The organism is Lentilactobacillus buchneri, assembly GCF_018314255.1.
GTDB lineage: Bacteria > Bacillota > Bacilli > Lactobacillales > Lactobacillaceae > Lentilactobacillus > Lentilactobacillus buchneri.
Genome location: NZ_CP073066.1, coordinates 1,986,343 through 2,004,945 on the forward strand (window position 1 = coordinate 1,986,343; position 18,603 = coordinate 2,004,945).

19 protein-coding genes are annotated in these 18,603 nt (G+C 44.7%); all 19 read left to right on the forward strand.

Annotated elements, in window-relative coordinates:
* The first annotated feature begins 10 nt into the window (after nt 1–10).
* The 19 genes from ftsL (at nt 11) to KE627_RS09515 (ending at nt 18,479) form a co-directional block, all read left to right on the forward strand.
* Nucleotides 11–385, forward strand: a complete 375-nt coding sequence (gene ftsL / locus KE627_RS09425) for a cell division protein FtsL (RefSeq protein WP_013727509.1) — start codon at nt 11–13, stop codon at nt 383–385.
* On the forward strand, nt 382–2,541 hold the full coding sequence (locus KE627_RS09430) for a penicillin-binding transpeptidase domain-containing protein (RefSeq protein ID WP_013727510.1): 2,160 nt from the start codon (nt 382–384) through the stop codon (nt 2,539–2,541). The genes ftsL and KE627_RS09430 overlap by 4 nt, the downstream gene beginning before the upstream one ends.
* Nucleotides 2,542–2,563: 22 nt before the next feature.
* A complete protein-coding gene (mraY, locus tag KE627_RS09435; RefSeq protein WP_041805866.1) occupies nt 2,564–3,523 on the forward strand; it encodes a phospho-N-acetylmuramoyl-pentapeptide-transferase in 960 nt (319 codons plus the stop codon).
* Between the two features lie 73 nt (nt 3,524–3,596).
* Nucleotides 3,597–4,976, forward strand: coding sequence for a UDP-N-acetylmuramoyl-L-alanine--D-glutamate ligase (gene murD / locus KE627_RS09440; RefSeq protein WP_056939132.1), 1,380 nt, complete (start codon nt 3,597–3,599; stop codon nt 4,974–4,976).
* Nucleotides 4,976–6,067, forward strand: coding sequence for an undecaprenyldiphospho-muramoylpentapeptide beta-N-acetylglucosaminyltransferase (gene murG, locus KE627_RS09445; protein WP_013727513.1), 1,092 nt, complete (start codon nt 4,976–4,978; stop codon nt 6,065–6,067). The genes murD and murG overlap by 1 nt, the downstream gene beginning before the upstream one ends.
* Nucleotides 6,068–6,091: 24 nt before the next feature.
* Nucleotides 6,092–6,874, forward strand: a complete 783-nt coding sequence (locus tag KE627_RS09450) for a cell division protein FtsQ/DivIB (RefSeq protein ID WP_056939133.1) — start codon at nt 6,092–6,094, stop codon at nt 6,872–6,874.
* Between the two features lie 88 nt (nt 6,875–6,962).
* Nucleotides 6,963–8,267, forward strand: a complete 1,305-nt coding sequence (ftsA, locus tag KE627_RS09455; RefSeq protein WP_013727515.1) for a cell division protein FtsA — start codon at nt 6,963–6,965, stop codon at nt 8,265–8,267.
* Between the two features lie 27 nt (nt 8,268–8,294).
* Complete coding sequence (gene ftsZ / locus KE627_RS09460) at nt 8,295–9,581, forward strand: cell division protein FtsZ (protein ID WP_013727516.1); 1,287 nt, start codon at nt 8,295–8,297, stop codon at nt 9,579–9,581.
* A gap of 48 nt (nt 9,582–9,629) precedes the next feature.
* Nucleotides 9,630–9,974, forward strand: coding sequence for a cell division protein SepF (locus KE627_RS09465; protein WP_056939134.1), 345 nt, complete (start codon nt 9,630–9,632; stop codon nt 9,972–9,974).
* Between the two features lie 25 nt (nt 9,975–9,999).
* Nucleotides 10,000–10,275 (forward strand): YggT family protein, encoded by a 276-nt coding sequence (locus KE627_RS09470; protein WP_013727518.1) that lies wholly within the window; start codon nt 10,000–10,002, stop codon nt 10,273–10,275.
* Between the two features lie 37 nt (nt 10,276–10,312).
* The gene (locus KE627_RS09475; protein WP_013727519.1) at nt 10,313–11,104 is read left to right on the forward strand and encodes a YlmH family RNA-binding protein; all 792 of its coding nucleotides are present in this window, start codon (nt 10,313–10,315) and stop codon (nt 11,102–11,104) included.
* 15 nt (nt 11,105–11,119) lie between these two features.
* Nucleotides 11,120–11,803, forward strand: a complete 684-nt coding sequence (locus KE627_RS09480) for a DivIVA domain-containing protein (protein WP_013727520.1) — start codon at nt 11,120–11,122, stop codon at nt 11,801–11,803.
* 311 nt (nt 11,804–12,114) lie between these two features.
* Nucleotides 12,115–14,919, forward strand: coding sequence for an isoleucine--tRNA ligase (gene ileS / locus KE627_RS09485; protein ID WP_056939135.1), 2,805 nt, complete (start codon nt 12,115–12,117; stop codon nt 14,917–14,919).
* A gap of 170 nt (nt 14,920–15,089) precedes the next feature.
* Nucleotides 15,090–15,299: a cold-shock protein gene (locus KE627_RS09490; protein ID WP_013727522.1), complete on the forward strand. Its 210-nt coding sequence runs from the start codon at nt 15,090–15,092 to the stop codon at nt 15,297–15,299.
* A gap of 67 nt (nt 15,300–15,366) precedes the next feature.
* Nucleotides 15,367–15,909, forward strand: coding sequence for an NUDIX hydrolase (locus tag KE627_RS09495; protein ID WP_013727523.1), 543 nt, complete (start codon nt 15,367–15,369; stop codon nt 15,907–15,909).
* 13 nt (nt 15,910–15,922) lie between these two features.
* Nucleotides 15,923–16,252 (forward strand): hypothetical protein, encoded by a 330-nt coding sequence (locus tag KE627_RS09500; protein WP_013727524.1) that lies wholly within the window; start codon nt 15,923–15,925, stop codon nt 16,250–16,252.
* Nucleotides 16,253–16,263: 11 nt separating this feature from the next.
* Nucleotides 16,264–16,953: a 5'-methylthioadenosine/adenosylhomocysteine nucleosidase gene (locus tag KE627_RS09505; protein WP_013727525.1), complete on the forward strand. Its 690-nt coding sequence runs from the start codon at nt 16,264–16,266 to the stop codon at nt 16,951–16,953.
* 18 nt (nt 16,954–16,971) lie between these two features.
* Nucleotides 16,972–18,135 carry a cysteine desulfurase family protein gene (locus KE627_RS09510; RefSeq protein WP_013727526.1) on the forward strand — a complete coding sequence of 388 codons (1,164 nt, stop codon included), beginning with the start codon at nt 16,972–16,974 and terminating at the stop codon, nt 18,133–18,135.
* Complete coding sequence (locus KE627_RS09515) at nt 18,135–18,479, forward strand: DUF1831 domain-containing protein (protein ID WP_056939136.1); 345 nt, start codon at nt 18,135–18,137, stop codon at nt 18,477–18,479. The genes KE627_RS09510 and KE627_RS09515 overlap by 1 nt, the downstream gene beginning before the upstream one ends.
* The last annotated feature ends 124 nt before the right edge of the window (nt 18,480–18,603 follow it).

Here is an 18,603-nt window from a genome sequence, read left to right on the forward strand (position 1 = left end):
AGTACATATTATGGCACAAAATAATTTAGCTCGTAACCTAACCGAACAACCGCAACCGTATGTTTCCAGCCCTGATCAGGCTAAAGTAAAACGGGTGAGCATTGCAAAAGCCCTCAAACTTTCGTCCTTTGAAAAGCTGTTAATTGTATGTGGCAGCGCAGTCTTAACTGTGTTAATGTTAGTAGTTGTATCGTCAAAAATTGCCTTGTCTAATTCACAGCATGAACTTCAGCATTTAGACAACCAGGTTGTGACGGTTCGCACCAGTAATACTAATTTAAAACAACAGATTGGTGAGCTGCAAAGCAGTACCCGTCTGGACAAAATTGCACACAAGAGCGGCATGTCACTCTCCAATGCAAATATAAGGAATGTTACTAAATGAAAGAGCCATCTGATCGTTCCGCAGACAAACTGAATGCCCGAAAAAGCCGGAAAATTGTTGGAATAAGTTTGTTCCTCGCATTTTTCCTGCTTTTTGCATTTTTAGGCAGTCGTTTACTTGTCATTGCGGTTGGGAAAAATGTTAAAAATGTCAATTTAAATGACCGCGCCGAAAAACTTTATACTCAAACTCAGACCCTCAAAGCCAAACGAGGATCTATTTATGATGCAAACGGTAACCCAATTGCCGAAGACACCAGTACATATTCGCTATATGCTGTTTTGGACAAGCAGCAAAAAGGGCTGAACGGCAAACCACTTTATGTTGTGAATAAAACTAAAACTGCCAGGGTGCTCGCCAAGTATTTACCGATCACCGAAAAGAAGGCATTGAAAATTTTATCCCCCAAGGATAAACAGCCATTCCAAGTGGAATTCGGCAGCGCCGGGACCAATATTTCCTTACTGACTAAAAAGAAGATTGAAGCAGCCAAACTGCCAGGGATTGACTTTGTCCAAAAGCAGGCCCGCTTATATCCCAACGGCGTCTTTTCATCCAATTTGATTGGGGTGGCGGTTTCTGAAACCAACAAGAAGACCGGTACCGCCAACTTGGTTGGCCAAATGGGTATTGAAAAAGCCTTCAACAAAACGCTAGCCGGACAGAATGGCTTTAAAAACGCCCAGTACGATGTCTACGGGTACAAGCTTCCCGGTAAGCAGCAAAAAGAAAAGCCGGCCAAAAACGGGAATAATATTTACACGACGATTGATTCACGGATTCAAACCCTGTTGGAGAGCGAGATGAACTCTGTTCAGTCACAAGTTCATCCGGCTGGAATGAACGCCGTTTTGATGGATGCCAAAACCGGAAAAATCGTTGCTGCTTCTCAACGACCAACTTTCAACGCGGCAACGCTGAAAGGCATCGGTTCGGCTTGGACCAACACGTTATCCTCCGATATGTACGAACCGGGGTCAACAATGAAAGTCTTTACGCTGTCATCGGCCATTAATTCGGGTCATTATAACGGCACTGACACCTATGAGTCTGGGCGTTATTCAATTGACGGCAAGATTGTTCCCGATTGGAATCCTGCCGGATGGGGCTATATCACTTATAACAAAGGATTTGCCTTGTCCAGTAACGTTGCCATGGCTCATTTGGAACAACAAATGGGTCCCAAGACTTGGAAAAAATACATTAAGCGATTTGGTTTTCTTAAGAGCACCAATAGTGGCCTTCCGGGAGAACTCACCGGCAGAATTCAGTTCAATTATCCGATCGAACAGGCTGACACCTCATTTGGTCAAGGAATTGAAGTGACCACTTTACAAATGATGCAGGCTTTATCTGCCGTTTCAAATAATGGTACAATGATGAAGCCGTACTTTATTTCTAAAATCACAAACCCGGCGAATAATAAAACGATTAAGCAATACGGCAAGCAAGTTGTTGGTCATCCGATCACTGCTGCAACCGCCAAAGCTGTCAGAAAGCACATGCAAGACGTTGTCTACAAGTCTTACGGAATCGGTGCCGATTACAAAATCAAGGGCTACCGGGTGGCTGCAAAGACTGGTACCGCTCAGGTCAGCAACGGAATGGGCGGTTATGCTTCCGGTGACGACAGCTATCTCTACTCTGTGGCTGGAATGGTTCCCGCCAATAATCCACGCTACGTGATGTTTATCACGATGAAACAGCCCAAACTGACTGGGACCAAGACAGCTACACAATTGCTGGCAGAGATTTTCAAACCAGTGATTACCCGTGCGCTGCAGAACTCGAATACCAAACAGGCAACCGTCAAGCGGCAGGTACCAACGGTGACCTATCAGACAACGACCTATGCCAAACGGGTGATGAATGAAAAAGGCTTTAATGTTGTGACAATTGGGTCTGGCGATTCGATTCTCAAACAATCGCCGAGCGCTGGAACAACACAAGCCGAACAAAAGCGGGTCTTTTTACTGACAAATAAAGGCTGGAAGATGCCGCGAATCATTGGCTGGAGTAAAGCCGATGTTGAAAAGTTCTGCTCGCTGACAGGCTTAAAACTTGAGTCTACTGGTAGTGGGTACGCTGACAGTCAAAGCATCAACTTTGAGAAGTCAATTGATACGGGCGATGTTTTAAAAGTAAATTTTGAATAATGAAGGATGGTAAATGGCGACTATGGGTAATTGGTTAACACCTTTATTGAGTACATTTGTGATAACGGCAATTTTTATGCCAAGTTTGATTAAATATTTCCGAAGCCGACATGAAGGTCAGATGATTCGAGAAGAGGGGCCTTCGTGGCACGAAAAGAAGTCTGGCACACCGACGATGGGCGGCATTTTGTTCATCGTTGCGATCGTCTTATCCGACTTGGTCTTCGGTGGGGCAAAAGGGATGTTGAACCCGACGCTTCTCATCTTACTGTTTGTCCTGATCACCTATGGTCTCCTTGGAATGTGGGATGACAGTATTAAACTGTTTCGGCGTCAGAATGAAGGATTAAAGGCCTGGCAGAAGATGCTGGGACAAATTGTGGCCGCCGTGATTTTCTCGGTGGTATACATACACGAAGGCTTTCCAATGGCGATTAAAATCCCGTTTGGCGGCGACCTTCGATTAGGCTATTGGTACATTTTGTTCATTGTCTTTTGGCTGGTTGGCTTTTCCAATGCTGTTAATTTGACCGATGGGTTGGATGGACTGGTTGCTGGTCTGGGAACGATTTCCTTTGCGGCCTACGGGATTATTGCTGCCGTTCAAAAGCAGACGGAAGTGGCCGTCTTTTGTTTCTCGGTTGTCGGTGGTTTGTTGGCATTCTTCATTTTCAATCACAAACCAGCCAAGATCTTCATGGGAGATATGGGGTCGCTGGCTCTCGGCGGAGCCTTGGCAGCCGTTTCCGTGCTGGTTCACCACGAGTTCTCATTGTTGATCATTGGGATTATCTACGTATGCGAAACGGCCAGTGTGATTATTCAGGTGGGGTCGTTCAAACTGACTGGTAAACGGGTCTTCAAGATGACGCCGATTCACCATCATTTTGAAATGAGCGGCTGGTCAGAATGGAAGATTGATATCGTTTTCTGGCTGATTGCCTTGGTGGCATCCGCCATTAGTGTGATGACGATAGTATAGAGGTTGGGACAAAACGGCTGGTTTTGTATCCAGCCTATTTGACTATTCATATGATGAAAAACGAGGGAGTAAAATGAAAAAAATTGATGATTATAATCATAAGAAAGTATTGGTTTTGGGTGCTGGTAAAAGTGGCACCCACGCTGCTGAACTCTTAAAAGAATTGGGGGCAACAGTTGTTTTGAGTGATTCCAAACCCAGTTCTGAACTGCCTGAAGTCGCTGAGCTGCAGGACGCCGGCATTCAAACGGTTACTGGTAAACAGGATCCGGCCATCTTAGACGATGGTTTTGACATTATGGTGAAAAATCCTGGTATTCCATACGATAACGCGGTTGTAGCTGCTGCCGTCGATCACCATCTACCAATCATTACTGAAGTTGAACTGGCTTCACAAATCACCGATGCCGAAATCATTGGTGTGACTGGGAGTAACGGTAAGACCACAACGGTCACCATGATAACTGAAATCCTTAACCAGGAACGTGCCAAAGGGCATGCCTATGCTGCCGGTAATATTGGCATTTCTGCGACCGAAACTGCCAAGAAGGCGACGGCCGACGATACGATCGTGATGGAACTTTCCAGTTTTATGCTGCTGGGAATTAAGACTTTGCACCCACATGTGGCCGTTTTGACCAATATTTTCTCCAACCATTTGGACTACCATAAAACCCGGGAAAATTACGTGAATGCCAAAATGCGGATCACCATGAATCAGACGCCTGAAGATTTCTTTGTGGTCAACTTTGATTCTGATGAATGGCGCGGCTTAAGCAAACGCAGTGCTGCTAAGGTCGTTCCCTTTGCCAGAACAACTGAGATTGACAAGGGCGCTTACGAGAAGAACGGCAAGCTGTATTACAACGACGAATTCATCATGAATGCCGAGGATATCAAAGTTCCCGGAAAGCAAAACGTTGAGAATGCCTTGGCGGCAATTGCCTGTGCAAAAGTGCTGGGCAAATCCAATTTGGCAATCACCAATGTGTTGGAAACGTTCACCGGCGTTCGCCACCGGCTTCAATTTGTTCTTGAAGCCAACGGCCGCAAGTTCTACAACGATTCCAAGGCAACGGATATTGAGGCGACTCAGATGGCCCTTGAAGGTTTTGACAAACCAGTTGTTTTATTGGCTGGTGGACTTGACCGCGGTTATACGTTTGACAAACTGATTCCGCAATTTAAGGAACATGTTAAGGCTGCAGTCTTATTTGGCGAAACTGCCGATCTTTTGGAAGACTCCCTGAAGAAGGCCGGCATTCAAAATATTCAAAAAGTTGATAATATCGATGAAGCTGTTCCAGCAGCATACTCATTTAGTGATGAAGGCGACATTGTGTTGCTTTCACCAGCCAACGCCAGCTGGGATCAGTTCAAGACCTTTGAGGAGCGTGGCGATCGTTATATTGCAGATGTGGAGAAATTGACGAATAAGCAGGAGGGGCACTAATGCGTTTAATCATTTCTGGTGGCGGTACCGGCGGTCACATCTACCCGGCACTGGCAATTACCGAGGATTTACTTAAACAGGAACCTGATTCAGAAGTTCTCTATGTCGGGTCTCAGCGAGGCCTGGAGAGTTCCATCGTTCCCGAGCAGGGAATCAAGTTTGTTGCCTTGGAAATTCAAGGGTTCAAGCGGTCGCTGTCATTGGAGAACTTCAAAACGGTGGCGTTGTTCCTAAAGAGCGTGCATGAATCCAAAAAGATCATTCGAGACTTTAAGCCTGACGTGGTCATTGGAACAGGCGGGTATGTTTCCGGAGCAGTGGTTTATGCCGCGGCCAAAGCCCACATCCCAACCATGATCCATGAGCAAAATAGTGCGGTTGGATTAACCAACAAATTTTTGAGTCGCTATGTGGACAAGATTGCGATTGGCTTTCATGAGGCAGCCAGTCAATTTCCTAAAGAAAAAGTTGTCTTCGCTGGCAATCCCCGCGCCCAGCAAGTGGCTAATATGAAGAGTACTTTCAAGTGGTCCGATGTGGGGCTGCAAGATGGTGAACCGACCGTTCTCATTTTCGGCGGCAGCCAGGGGGCACCGGCAATTAATAAGGCCGTGATCGGCGCTGTCAGCGAGTTTAACAAACGCCAGTACCAAGTGGTTTTCGTCACCGGTCAAAAGCGTTATCAAAACGTGATGAATTTGCTGGATAAAACGCGGATCAGCAGTAACTTCAAAATTCTGCCGTACATAAACAACATGCCGCAAGTCTTACCGAAAGTTTCGCTGATTGTCGGTCGGTCAGGAGCTACCAGCATTGCCGAAATAACGGCCCTGGGGATTCCAGCCGTTTTGATTCCAAGTCCATATGTCACGGCTGATCATCAAACCAAGAACACGATGAGTTTGGTTAACCGCGGCGCGGCATTGATGATCAAACAGGAAGATTTGAATCCTAAAAGTTTGTTAAAGGCCGTCGATCAGTTGATGCACGATTCAACGGCACGTGAGAAAATGGCAGAGAATTCAAAGCAGCTCGGCGTCGTTGATTCCGCTGACGAAATTTTGAATTTAGCCAGAACACTGACCAAGTAGTCTGATAATCGGGGGTAGAGATCGTTGGGAGCACAAGACCAAAATGGGAAGAATCACGGAGGATTGTTTCGCGATTTCCAAAATAGGAACGTCAAAAAAATGTGGCCGTTGGTGATGCTGATTACCATCATTTTGTTGGTCATGATCTTTATGATCTCGTCATACAGTCGCGTGAAAAAGGTCACCGTTTCCGGTAATGAGATTGTCAGCGATCAACAAATCAAGGCTTTTTCCCCTGTTAAGAAGGGAACGTCACTGTTTGCTGTCTGGGGGAAAACGGACAAGCTTGCCCAATCCCTCAAACAACGCAGCAGACGGATGCAATCGGTGAAGATGAAGCTGGTCAACTTTAATCAGGTGAAGATTAAAGTCGAGGAATATCCAACGATTGGCTATCTCTTCGTTCACGGCGGCTATCAGCCAATTTTAAAGAGCGGCGTGATTATTAAGGGGAAAGTTTTGAATCCCAAGGCCGGTTTTCCGGTTCTGAAGAAATTTCAAAATCCTAAAAAACTGCGGCGGACGATCAAACAGTACCGACGAATCAGTCCACCGGTTCGCGCAGTTATGAACACGATTAGCTTTTCACCGACTAAGAGTAACCCCGATCGAATTTTTATTCAGATGAGTGACGGCAACAAAGTCTATGCGTCAATCAGTACATTTGGCGACAAAATGGACTACTATCCAAGCATCAGTTCCAAGCTGAAAGTCAAAAGTGTCATCAATTTGGAGGTCGGCGCCTATTCGTACCCAATCCCCCAAAAACAGACTTCAACAAAAACGACCAGTGTACAGGGCTATTAGAGCTAATTAATCTTTTTCGATGTTTATGATTGTGTTAAACTTATGTTATGTTCAGAAAATATTCTAGATGTGGAGGTTCCTTACATATATGGATAATTCGGGTTTATATGTGGGACTTGATATAGGAACTACCTCAATAAAAGTAATTGTTGCAGAAAAAGTAAAAGGGCAATTGAACGTTATTGGTGTGGGAAATCAGCCTTCAAATGGATTGAGCCGTGGTGTGATCGTTGATATTGACCAAGCTGCAGACGCAATTCGGAGTGCTGTAAATCAAGCTCAAGAAAAAGCAAGTATTGAGATTAAAGACGTGATTGTAAGTGTTCCGGCGAACATGTTACGGATTGAGCCATGCAATGGGTTAATTACTTTGGATGATCAATCACGTGAAATCACTGAGGAAGATGTCCGAAACGTTGCGGCATCCGCACTTGGCACCAGTTTGCCACAAGAACGAGAGATAATTGATATTCAGCCGGAAGAATTCATTGTTGACGGATTCGACGGCATCAAAGACCCTCGGGGGATGGTCGGCGTTCGTCTGGAAATGCGCGGTAAGTTAATTACCGGTTCAAAAGGCATTATGCACAACCTGCAAAAGGCCGTGAATAAAGCCGGTTTGAATATTATTTCAACTGTTTTAACGCCTCTGGCTGAAAGCCACGTGGTGTTAAATGACGGTGAACAGGACTTTGGGACGATTATTGTGGATCTTGGCGGCGGACAAACAACCGCTTCAGTCATTCATGATCATCAATTAAAATATGCCACAACCGATCCTGAGGGCGGCACATTTATTACTAAAGACATTTCAATTGTTTTAAATACATCAATGGAAAATGCTGAAAAGATCAAACGTGATTACGGTTACGCCGATTCATTGCAGGCATCGGCAGATAATGAATTTCCAGTTGAAGTAGTTGGCCAATCAGAACCAACTTACATCGACGAGCGTTATCTCGCAGAAGTGATCGAAGCGCGTTTAAGCCAGATTTTTGATCGGATCAAAGATCGTTTGAATCAGATTCAAGCGCTTGATTTGCCAGGTGGAATTGTTCTGACTGGTGGTGTGGCTGCACTTCCAGGAATTGCCGAATTAGCCGCTGACCAATTCAACACTAATGTCAGGGTCTATATTCCTGATCAGATGGGATTGCGACACCCATCGTTTACAGCTGCACTTTCACTAGTGTCATACTTTGCCGATCTGGCAGACGTTGATATGATTGTTCGATCGGCCGTTGGTGCAACATTGACCAAAGCGCCTAAGTTGAGTCAGCCTGAGCAGACACCAATGCCTGCAGCTGGGAAGACTAAGAAGACCAAGAAACCGACACAGAAGAAAAAACGCGGTGAAGGAATCAAGAATTTCTTTAGTGATTTCTTTGATTAAGCACTTAAACGGAGGGAAAAGACAATTATGGAATATTCATTAGATTCCACCGATAACCATGGTGCAAACATAAAAGTTATCGGCGTTGGCGGTGGGGGAAGTAATGCCGTTAACACGATGATTAACTCAGATGTAAAAGGTGTTGAATTTATCGTTGCCAACACCGATGTTCAGGCTTTGGCAACTTCAAAAGCCGAAACCAGAATTCAATTGGGACCCAAACTCACACGTGGTTTGGGAGCCGGCTCCAACCCGGACGTTGGTGCCAAAGCTGCTGAAGAAAGTGAAGAAGCAATCACTGAAGCACTTGAAGGTGCTGACATGATTTTCGTGACGGCCGGAATGGGTGGTGGTACCGGTAATGGTGCTGCACCAATTGTTGCTAAAATTGCTAAAGACCAGGGTGCACTCACAGTGGGTGTGGTTACCCGTCCATTTAGTTTCGAAGGACCACGTCGGGCAAAATATGCCGATGAAGGAGTTGCTCAACTAAAAGAGAATGTTGATACTTTAATCGTTATTTCCAATAACCGGTTACTTGAAATGGTTGACAAGAAGACACCAATGATGGACGCCTTTAAGGAAGCCGACAATGTCTTGCGCCAAGGGGTTCAAGGAATTTCAGACTTGATTACCAGCCCTGGCTACGTCAACTTGGACTTTGCCGATGTTAAGACCACCATGCAGGATCAAGGTTCTGCTTTGATGGGTGTCGGCACTGCTAACGGTGAAAATCGGACTGCCGAAGCAACCAAGAAAGCAATTTCTTCGCCATTGTTGGAAGTTTCAATTGATGGTGCTGAACAAGTATTATTGAACATCACCGGCGGACCAGATTTATCATTGTTTGAAGCCCAAGATGCTTCTGACATTGTGTCACAGGCTGCGACGAGCGATGTGAACATTATTTTCGGAACGTCAATTGACGAAACCTTGGGTGACGAGGTCCGCGTGACGGTTATCGCCACCGGAATTGATAAGAAAAAGGCTGAACAGGATCGGATGTCAACACGGCGGACCCGCTCTGCTCGTCCACAGCCAACTGCCCGGCCACATTCAGACCGTCAAGCTCCAGAAACCAATCAATCACAGGATTCTTCAAATGCTAAGAGTGATCCACTTGGTAATTGGGACATCAGAAAACAACCAGCGCCAACTCGTCCTGCTGCTCAGGATGAATTTAGCGACGTTGAGAAAAAGGATTTCGATCCTTTCCAACCTGATGTTAATTCTGACGATACAAGACCAGATACCAGTGATGATTCACAAGACGACATTCCACCATTCTTCAAGCACCGTCGTCGGGGCAAGTAACATCAGCTGACCGGTGCCGATGTTTGGTGAAATGTGAAAGGACACGAAATGCCAAAATTTAATTTAGCTAATTTTTTTGGGATGGATACAGACCAACCAGAAAATCAAATTGATAAGCCGGCGGACAACGTTGTATTGATGAATCGACAAGAACTAGAAACCAGCAGCATTGTTGTTTTTGAACCCGTTAATTATACCCATGTTGACACCATCGCCCAAAAACTATTGGAGGACAGTGCGGTCATCATCAAATTGGATAAATTGGATAACAATTCCGCTGCCCGGATGGTTGATTTCTTGAACGGTGTTTTGTTTGCCATTCACGGATCAATCAATCGGCTCGGTAGGAACATCTTCATTTGTTCACCGAAGAAATTTCAAGTAACTGAGTAATCTCGAGAAAATAAGGAGCAACCTATTGGTCACATTTGTTATGTATGCAGTTTGGTTTATCGACAAGGCTATCAACATTTATATGCTGTGTATTGTCGTGTATGCCCTGATGAGTTGGTTCCCGAATGCTTATGGAACAGCAATTGGCCGATTTTTGGCTCGGATTGTTGAACCATTTGAAAGCTTGTTTAATTTTGCCACGATTGGGATGATTAGTCTCGCTCCGATTGTTGCATTAGCGGTGCTGACGTTCGTCCAAATGGGCGTCAACTATCTTGGACAATTGTTAATCGGCTACTAATTGGGGTATGGACATTTCAGCCAGAGGGGGAAATATCTTGGTAGACTCGAATGTTTCGCAACACTATCGACAGGCTGAATTGCCTTTTTTAGAGTCAATCGACAGTTTGAGCGGCAGGGTTGCGAATGAATATCGACCGATCCTTACTGATTTTTTAAATCCTAGACAGCTTTATATACTTGAAACAATCGTCAACAGATACGAGGGTGTCTCATTTCAAACTTTTGGTGGGTATCCCTCAGCTGAATTAAAACGAGCGGTTGCCTTTCCGGATTACTTTGTTCCCAAGGCCGATGATTACAATATTACGGCTTTCCAGATTGACTATCCCAGTAAATTTGCCACGTTATCCCACGGACAAATTCTGGGATCGATTATGGGAAGCGGCATTGATCGAGATGTCATCGGCGATATTGTCACCGATGGTTTGAATTGGCAATTTATGTGTGAATCTGAGATGGCCGATTATGTTCAATCACAAGTTGACCGGATCGGCAAGATCAAAATCAAGTTGAAACAAATTCAGCCTGAGGAGATTATTGCGCCGGTTGATGAAGGTGAAGAATTAACGACAACCGTTGCTTCTTTGCGGGTCGATGCACTCGTTAGTGAAGGATTCCACATTTCCCGTCATCATGCCAAGGAATTGATCGAAGGCGGCATGATTCGAATCAATTGGGAAGATGCCAACCGACCGGATCTTGAAATTTCCATTCAGGATATTATTTCGGTTCGCGGTTTCGGCAGACTGGTTGTCCAAGACATTGCCGGTATGACTAAAAAAGGCAAGATTCGGATCGGATTAAAAGTATATAATCGAAATAAATAGGAGGATTGAATCATTATGGTATTAAGCCCACAAGATATTCATAACAAGGAATTTTCGACAAAATTACGAGGTTACAATGTTGATGAGGTTAACGATTTTCTTGACCAAGTCATCAAGGATTATCAGATCGTTTTGCAGGAGAACAAGGATTTGAACTCTCAGCTAAACGAAGCTAAGGACAAACTTTCCTACTTTAACGATTTAAAAGATTCTTTGAACCAGTCCATCTTGGTTGCCCAGGAAGCTGCTGATAAGGTTAAAACCAATTCGAAGAAGGAAGCTGAAATTACCAGCCGTGAAGCTCAAAAAAAGGCTGACGATATTTTGAATGCTGCCAACGAAAAGGCGGATGCCGTTTTGGAAGAAGCTTCAAAACGCGCTAAGAAGTTAGCGATTGAAACAGATGATTTAAAGAAGAACACCAGGGTATTCCGTCAACGACTTCAAGTCATGTTGGAAAGCCAGCTCGAAGTCATCAAAGGGTCTGATTGGGATCGCTTGGTTGAAGAAAAGCCAACCACAACTTACGAAGATATCGAAAAAGTTGTTGGTAGCCTTGACAACATTGGAAACCCAGGGGTACAATCTGAAACTAAACAGAGTAATGGCGCTGCAGATGTTGAAGAAACACCGGCTACTGTGGATGATTCAAACCAGACCGTCGTGATTTATCCAGATGGTCGCACACAAAATGAATAATTAATCGATTAGAGAAAAGAAAGTTATTGGCTGAAACAACAGCGAGCTGAAGATAGTGGGAGTTCAGCAGTCACCAACCGGTAAATCGATCACCTCTAGTACATAAATCGATTATCTGAAGAGATAGAATTTTAAATTCTAAAATTGGGTGGTACCGCGAAGACTTCGTCCCTTGTGACGGGGTCTTTTTTTGTAGAGTGCGACGAGGGTTGCGTTTTAGCAATACTACCCAAACTTCATCCACCAACCAAATTTCTCAACATCAACACATCATCACTCCACTAAATATCTCCATGAAAGGAAGTCCAGCAATGCGGGTAAAAGATACATTAAACTTAGGCAAAACAAAGTTCAAAATGCGTGGTAATCTTCCTGTTAAAGAAGTCGATCGTCAAAAGGCTTGGGAAGACAACGATGTTTATCAACAAAGACAAAAATTAAACGAGGGCAAACCAACATTTGTCCTTCATGATGGGCCTCCATATGCCAATGGTGACATTCATATGGGCCATGCGTTGAACAAAATTTCAAAGGATATCATTGTTCGATACAAATCCATGACAGGTTACCGGGCCCCTTACGTTCCAGGTTGGGATACCCATGGCCTGCCAATTGAACAAAAGTTGACGCAAGCCGGATATGACCGGAAGAAGATGTCGACCAATGATTTCCGTAAATTGTGTCGGGATTATGCGTTGAAACAGGTTGACCGACAAAAAGAAGAATTCAAACGTCTGGGTGTTTCAGGTGACTGGGACGATCCATACCTCACTTTGAAGCCAGAATTTGAAGCCCAAGAAGTTCGGTTGTTTGGCGCCTTCGCTAAACGTGGCTTGATTTACAAAGGTAAAAAACCAGTTTACTGGTCATGGTCCTCAGAGTCTGCCCTCGCTGAAGCCGAGGTTGAATATCATGACATCACCTCACCAACCGCTTTTTATGGTGAACACGTCGTTGATGGTAAAGGTGTCTTGGATGACGATACCTACATGGTGGTTTGGACAACTACGCCATGGACCATTCCTGCTTCTGAAGGAATTACCGTGGATGCCGGATTTGATTATTCAGTTGTTCAGCCTGAAGGCGAAACTCGGAAATTTGTTATCGCCACTGAGTTGGTTGATAAAGTCGCCGATCTCATTGGCTGGACCAACGTCAAGACGATCAAGACCGTTAAAGGCCAAGACCTTGAAGGCATTTTGGCAGAACATCCATTTGATCATAGTCGTAAATTATTAACGATGTTGGGCGATTTCGTGGACCTTGAAGAAGGAACCGGATTAGTCCATACCGCTCCTGGTTATGGTGAAGATGACTTTAATATCGGCCGTCAATACGGTCTGGATATTTTTGCGCCAGTTGACGACAAAGGCTACTTGACTAAAGAATCCGGTGAAGACTTTGCCGGCGTTTTCTATGATGATGCCAACAAGATTGCCTTGGATAAATTAAAGGACGCTAAGTTGTTGCTTCACTACATGCCGTTGAAGCATAGCTATCCATTTGACTGGCGGACCAAAAAGCCGATCATCTTCCGGGCAACGCCTCAGTGGTTTGCATCTGTTGATAAGATTAAAGATGAAATCTTAAAATCATTGGACGATGTCCAATTCTTCCCTGATTGGGGCAAGGTTCGACTATCCAACATGATCAAAAACCGTGGCGACTGGGTTATCTCCCGTCAGCGGGTTTGGGGTGTGCCACTGCCAATCTTCTATGGCGAAGATGGTGAAGCAATCATTACTGAAGAGACCGTTAACCATGTAGCTGATTTGTTCGAAAAGTATGGTTCTGACATTTGGTTTGAAAAGGATGCCAAGGACTTATTACCTGATGGTTTCACAAGTGAGCATTCACCAAACGGAAAGTTCACTAAAGAAAATGACATCATGGATGTTTGGTTTGATTCAGGCTCCTCCCACCAAGGGGTGCTTGAAGAACGTAAAGAGCTGACTTATCCGGCTGATATGTACCTTGAAGGTTCGGACCAGTACCGTGGCTGGTTTAACTCCAGTTTGATTACCAGTGTTGCGGTTTCTGGTAAAGCCCCTTACAAGCAAGTCGTTTCCCAAGGATTTACCCTTGATGGCAATGGCCATAAGATGAGTAAGTCACTTGGTAATACCATTGCACCAATCGATGTGATTAAGAAGATGGGGGCTGAAATTGTCCGCCTGTGGGTTACCTCCGTTGATACTTCAGCTGATGTGCGGGTAAGTACCGAGAACTTCGTCAAGGTTTCTGATTCTTATAAGAAGATCCGAAACACGATGCGATTCTTGTTGGCCAACACGTCAGACTTTGATCCCAAAGAAAATACGGTTGCCTTTGACGACTTGGAATCTCAAGATCAATACATGCTGGTGCTCTTCAATAAATTCTTAGCCGATACCAGAAGCTATATGGAACGATATGACTTCCTGGACTGGAACAAGAAGGTTGTTGGATTTATTACCAATGATTTGTCCGCATTCTATCTGGATATCGCCAAGGACATTGTCTACATTGACAAGCAGGACGGTCACAAACGCCGTTCGATGCAGACGGTCATGTATGAGATTGCCGTTGGCTTAACCAAGTTAATGACTCCAGTGTTGCCTCATACCACTGAAGAAATTTGGGGCTTCCTCCACGAACCCGAAGAATTTGTTCAATTAACCGATATTCCGGAACCCAAGAAGTACGACCACGATTCTGAAATCCTGGCCAACTGGACGAAATTCCGAAGCTATCGTGATGACGTTTTGAAGGTTCTTGAAGAGGCTCGTGACGCCAAGAAGATTGGTAAGTCATCCGAAGCCGCTTTGACGATTTACGCAACCAGTGAAGTGGCTGACTTGATGGACAGTTTACAGACCGATTTGGCAACTGTTTTGATGGTTTCTCAATTGACGATGAAGGACTTTGCTGATGCACCTGATGACAGTACGAAATTTGATAGCGACGGCTTGGCATTATCAGTTGAACCCGCTGAAGGCAAGACCTGTGAACGCTGCCGTTTGGTTCGCCAAGATGTTGGTGCAGACAGTGACTACCCAACCTTCTGTCAATCCTGTGCCCAAATTGTCCGTGACCAGTTCCCTGAAACCGCAACTGAAGGTTTTGAGGAAAAGTAAAGCGGCCTTTGAGACGTTGATCGTTTAAATTTCATCAAAAGCTGTTCCAATCTTCATGATTAAACATTAAAATGAGACTATGACTTAAATGTTGTAGTCTTATTTTTGTGTTTTAATTAATTGAAATGTGCTTTGGCTCACAGATTGTGCCAAACACCTTGGAGGATATTTTGCTTAAAGGAAAAATTAAAAGTTACAACCCACAAAATGCATTTGGTTTCATTACCCAAGACAGCGGTGAAGACGATCTGTTCTTCTTCAAAAATGCCTTTCCTGAAGATCAATACGGCACCATTCAAGTTGGCAAGCCGGTAGAATACGTTGTCGTTGCCGGACAAAAGGGACCGCAAGCTGCCAAGGCGCACGTGATCGAAGATTAGCCGTCTTGATTGCAATGACCCGGTATTATTTGTAAAATGATATTATTAACTAAAAAAGGTGATCGAGTTGGACTTTGAAGAAAAAGTAATTGGCACAGAGAAGATCTACGATGGCGCAATTATCAACGTTGAAAAACAGACAGTTAAGCTGCCTGACGGACAGACATCATTTCGAGAAATTGTCCACCATTCCGGAGCGGTCGGGATCTTAGCCCTCACTCACGATAATAAAATTATTCTTGAGAAGCAGTGGCGGGCACCGGCTAAAAAGACCACCATTGAGATTCCGGCAGGAAAAGTAGACGGACGGGATGCTAATTTTCACGACACCGTCATTCGGGAATTGAACGAAGAAATCCGTTATGTTCCCAACACCATCAAAGAACTCTATGGCTTTTACTCGTCAGTCGGCTTTTCTGACGAATACATGAAATTATACCTTGCCGAAGGCCTGAAACCTGTTGCCAATCAATTGCCGCGGGACAAAGGTGAATTCCTTGAAGTGTTTGAAAAAACGCTGGATGAAGCTGTGGCAATGATTGCGGATGGCGAGATTCAAGATGCAAAGACCATTACTGCCATTCAATATTGGCAGTTAATGCAAAAGTAGGTGACCATTTAACTTGGCGATCGATGATAATCACAAAAATGACGGAAAACCGTTAACGCGAGAACAGTATCGAAAATTAAAATTACAGCAGGAAGCAGACTTTGAGGCCCGCGACAAACGGCGGGTTCAAGTCGAACGCGAATATGCAAGAAAACACCAACAGCCGGTTTCCGAAGCGACGCCTGAACCTCAGGAAACGACGCGGGCACGTGAAAATCATCCAGCAGATGACGATTTCAAAACGCCGCGTTGGCACCGGATTAACCGCAAACTGAATTGGACAATCACAATCTTAATTTTATTGATGGTGATCGTTTTTTTAGTGTTGTTTTTTGTAAATTAAGGAGAATTTGAATGACTTACGGAATTATTTGTGCAATGGACGAAGAACTGGCAATCTTAAAAGAAGCCTTGTCTGGCGAAGAAACCAAGCATTACGGCAATGCTGATTATTATTTGGGAACAATTCACGGCCAAACACTGGTCATCGTTAAATCAGGGATTGGTAAAGTTCAAGCCGGCATCACGACCTCAACTCTGATCAATGAATTTCACGTGGATGCCGTGATTAACTCGGGTTCAGCCGGTGGCATCGGTGAAGGTTTATCGGTCGGTGACATCGTTGTTTCGACCGAGACGGCCTATCATGACGTGGATGTCACCACTTCCGGTTACCAAATGGGCCAGCTGCCCGGCTTTCCCGCCCGCTTTAAAGCCTCAGAGGAACTCGCTGACAAGATTGTCAAAGCGGCCCAACAAAGTGGCGTGACTGCCCACAAGGGGTTAATCGTTTCCGGTGACCAATTTATTGCCGATTCAAACAAAATTGCTCAAATTAAGCACAACTTTCCCGATGCCCTGTGTTCTGAAATGGAAGGGGCAGCTGTTGGCCAAGTGGCCTATCAAAACAAAGTGCCATATGCGGTTATCCGGGCAATGTCTGACGTTGGTGATGAAGAGGCAGAAGTCAGTTTTGACAAATTTATCATCACGGCCGGCAAAAAGTCCGGTCAGATGTTGATTGACCTCTTTAAGAACGAGTGACTTTAAGGAGTGAAAATAATGAAAGAGATATATCTTGATAATGCTGCAACTACCCCGGTTTCTGATGAAGTATACACAGAATTAATGGATAAGTATAAAAACATTTACGGTAACGCTTCCACGCTTTACGGCCTGGGGAGAGAATCCAAAGCCGTCATGGAAAATGCCCGGGATGTGATTGCTAAAAGCATTAACGCTGATCCAGACGACATCGTCTTTACCAGTGGCGGTTCTGAAAGCGACAATACGGCGATTACCCAAACTGCGATTGCCCGCAAGTCACTGGGCAATCACATTATCACAACCGCCATTGAGCACGAAGCCGTTATCAGGCCGTGTGAGGCCTTGGAGAAAATGGGCTTTCGGGTTACCTATCTTCCCGTTGACGAGTATGGCAACATCTCTTTAGACGACTTTAAGGCTGCTTTGGACGATCAGACGATCCTGGTTTCCATCATGACTGGAAACAATGAGGTTGGTTCAATTATGCCAATTCATGAAATCGGTGAAATCTTGAAGGACCATCAGGCTTGGTTCCATACGGATGCTGTGCAGGCATATGGTTTGTTGGATATCGATGTTCAACGTGACCATATTGATATGCTGTCGACATCGGCACACAAGATTAATGGTCCTAAGATGATTGGTTTTCTCTACCGGCGTAAAGGGGTGAATTTCCCTAGTTTAATTAAGGGCGGCGACCAAGAGGAAAAGCGACGTGCCGGGACTGAGAATGTTCCTGCAATTGCCGGATTTGCCAAGGCGGTCCAAACGATCACACCAGAAGAGAAGGCGCACCGACAAGCCAAATATTTGAAATTTAAGCAGTATATCGCTGATAAATTGAAGCAAAACGGAGTCGAGTTCGAGGTCAACGGTCGAATCACCGAGGATAATTTGAACCACGTCTTCAATATTTGGCTTAAAGGCATCTCGACTTATGTGATGCAAACTAATCTGGATCTGGCAGGAATTGCGGTTTCCGGCGGATCAGCATGTACGGCTGGTAGTATCGAGCCATCGCACGTTTTGGTGGCAATGTACGGCAAGGATAGCCCAAGAATTAGTGAGTCGATTAGAATCAGTTTTGGGCGTTACAATACGACTGAGGACCTGGATAAGTTGGTAGATGCAATTACCAAGATTGTTAATCGGGTCAAAACCAAGGGGGTAAAGATGTAATGGCATTCGCAAAAACAGGTAAGGTTAACGGTGATGATACAGTGTATGAACTAAGGGATAACGTTAAACGGTTCACACTGCGTGATTTGGGATTTATTGAGGGCAAGACCGGTGTCTTTTCACTGGAAAAGTCATTAGACCCAACATCGCCGTATAATGCCAACTATAAATTCAAAATGAAGGTTGATAAGGATCTAAGTGGTTTTAGAATGGCGATCACCACGGGAAATGGTCTGGAAAAAGTCAACATCTTCAAGAATCCGGATACCCAACCAAGTGTCGAGCAATATCAATTTATTATTAACGATTTGATTGATAGGGGTGTGCTAAAAAGAAGAGTGTGACGAGAGCCGGTTAGGGCCCGGAACATAAGTGATTAAGGCCAATGACGAACGCTTTTTGTTCGTCGTTGGCCTTAATTGCTTATGTGGTAGGGCCCTGGGTCTCGGAACACGTTTCAGCTGAGTA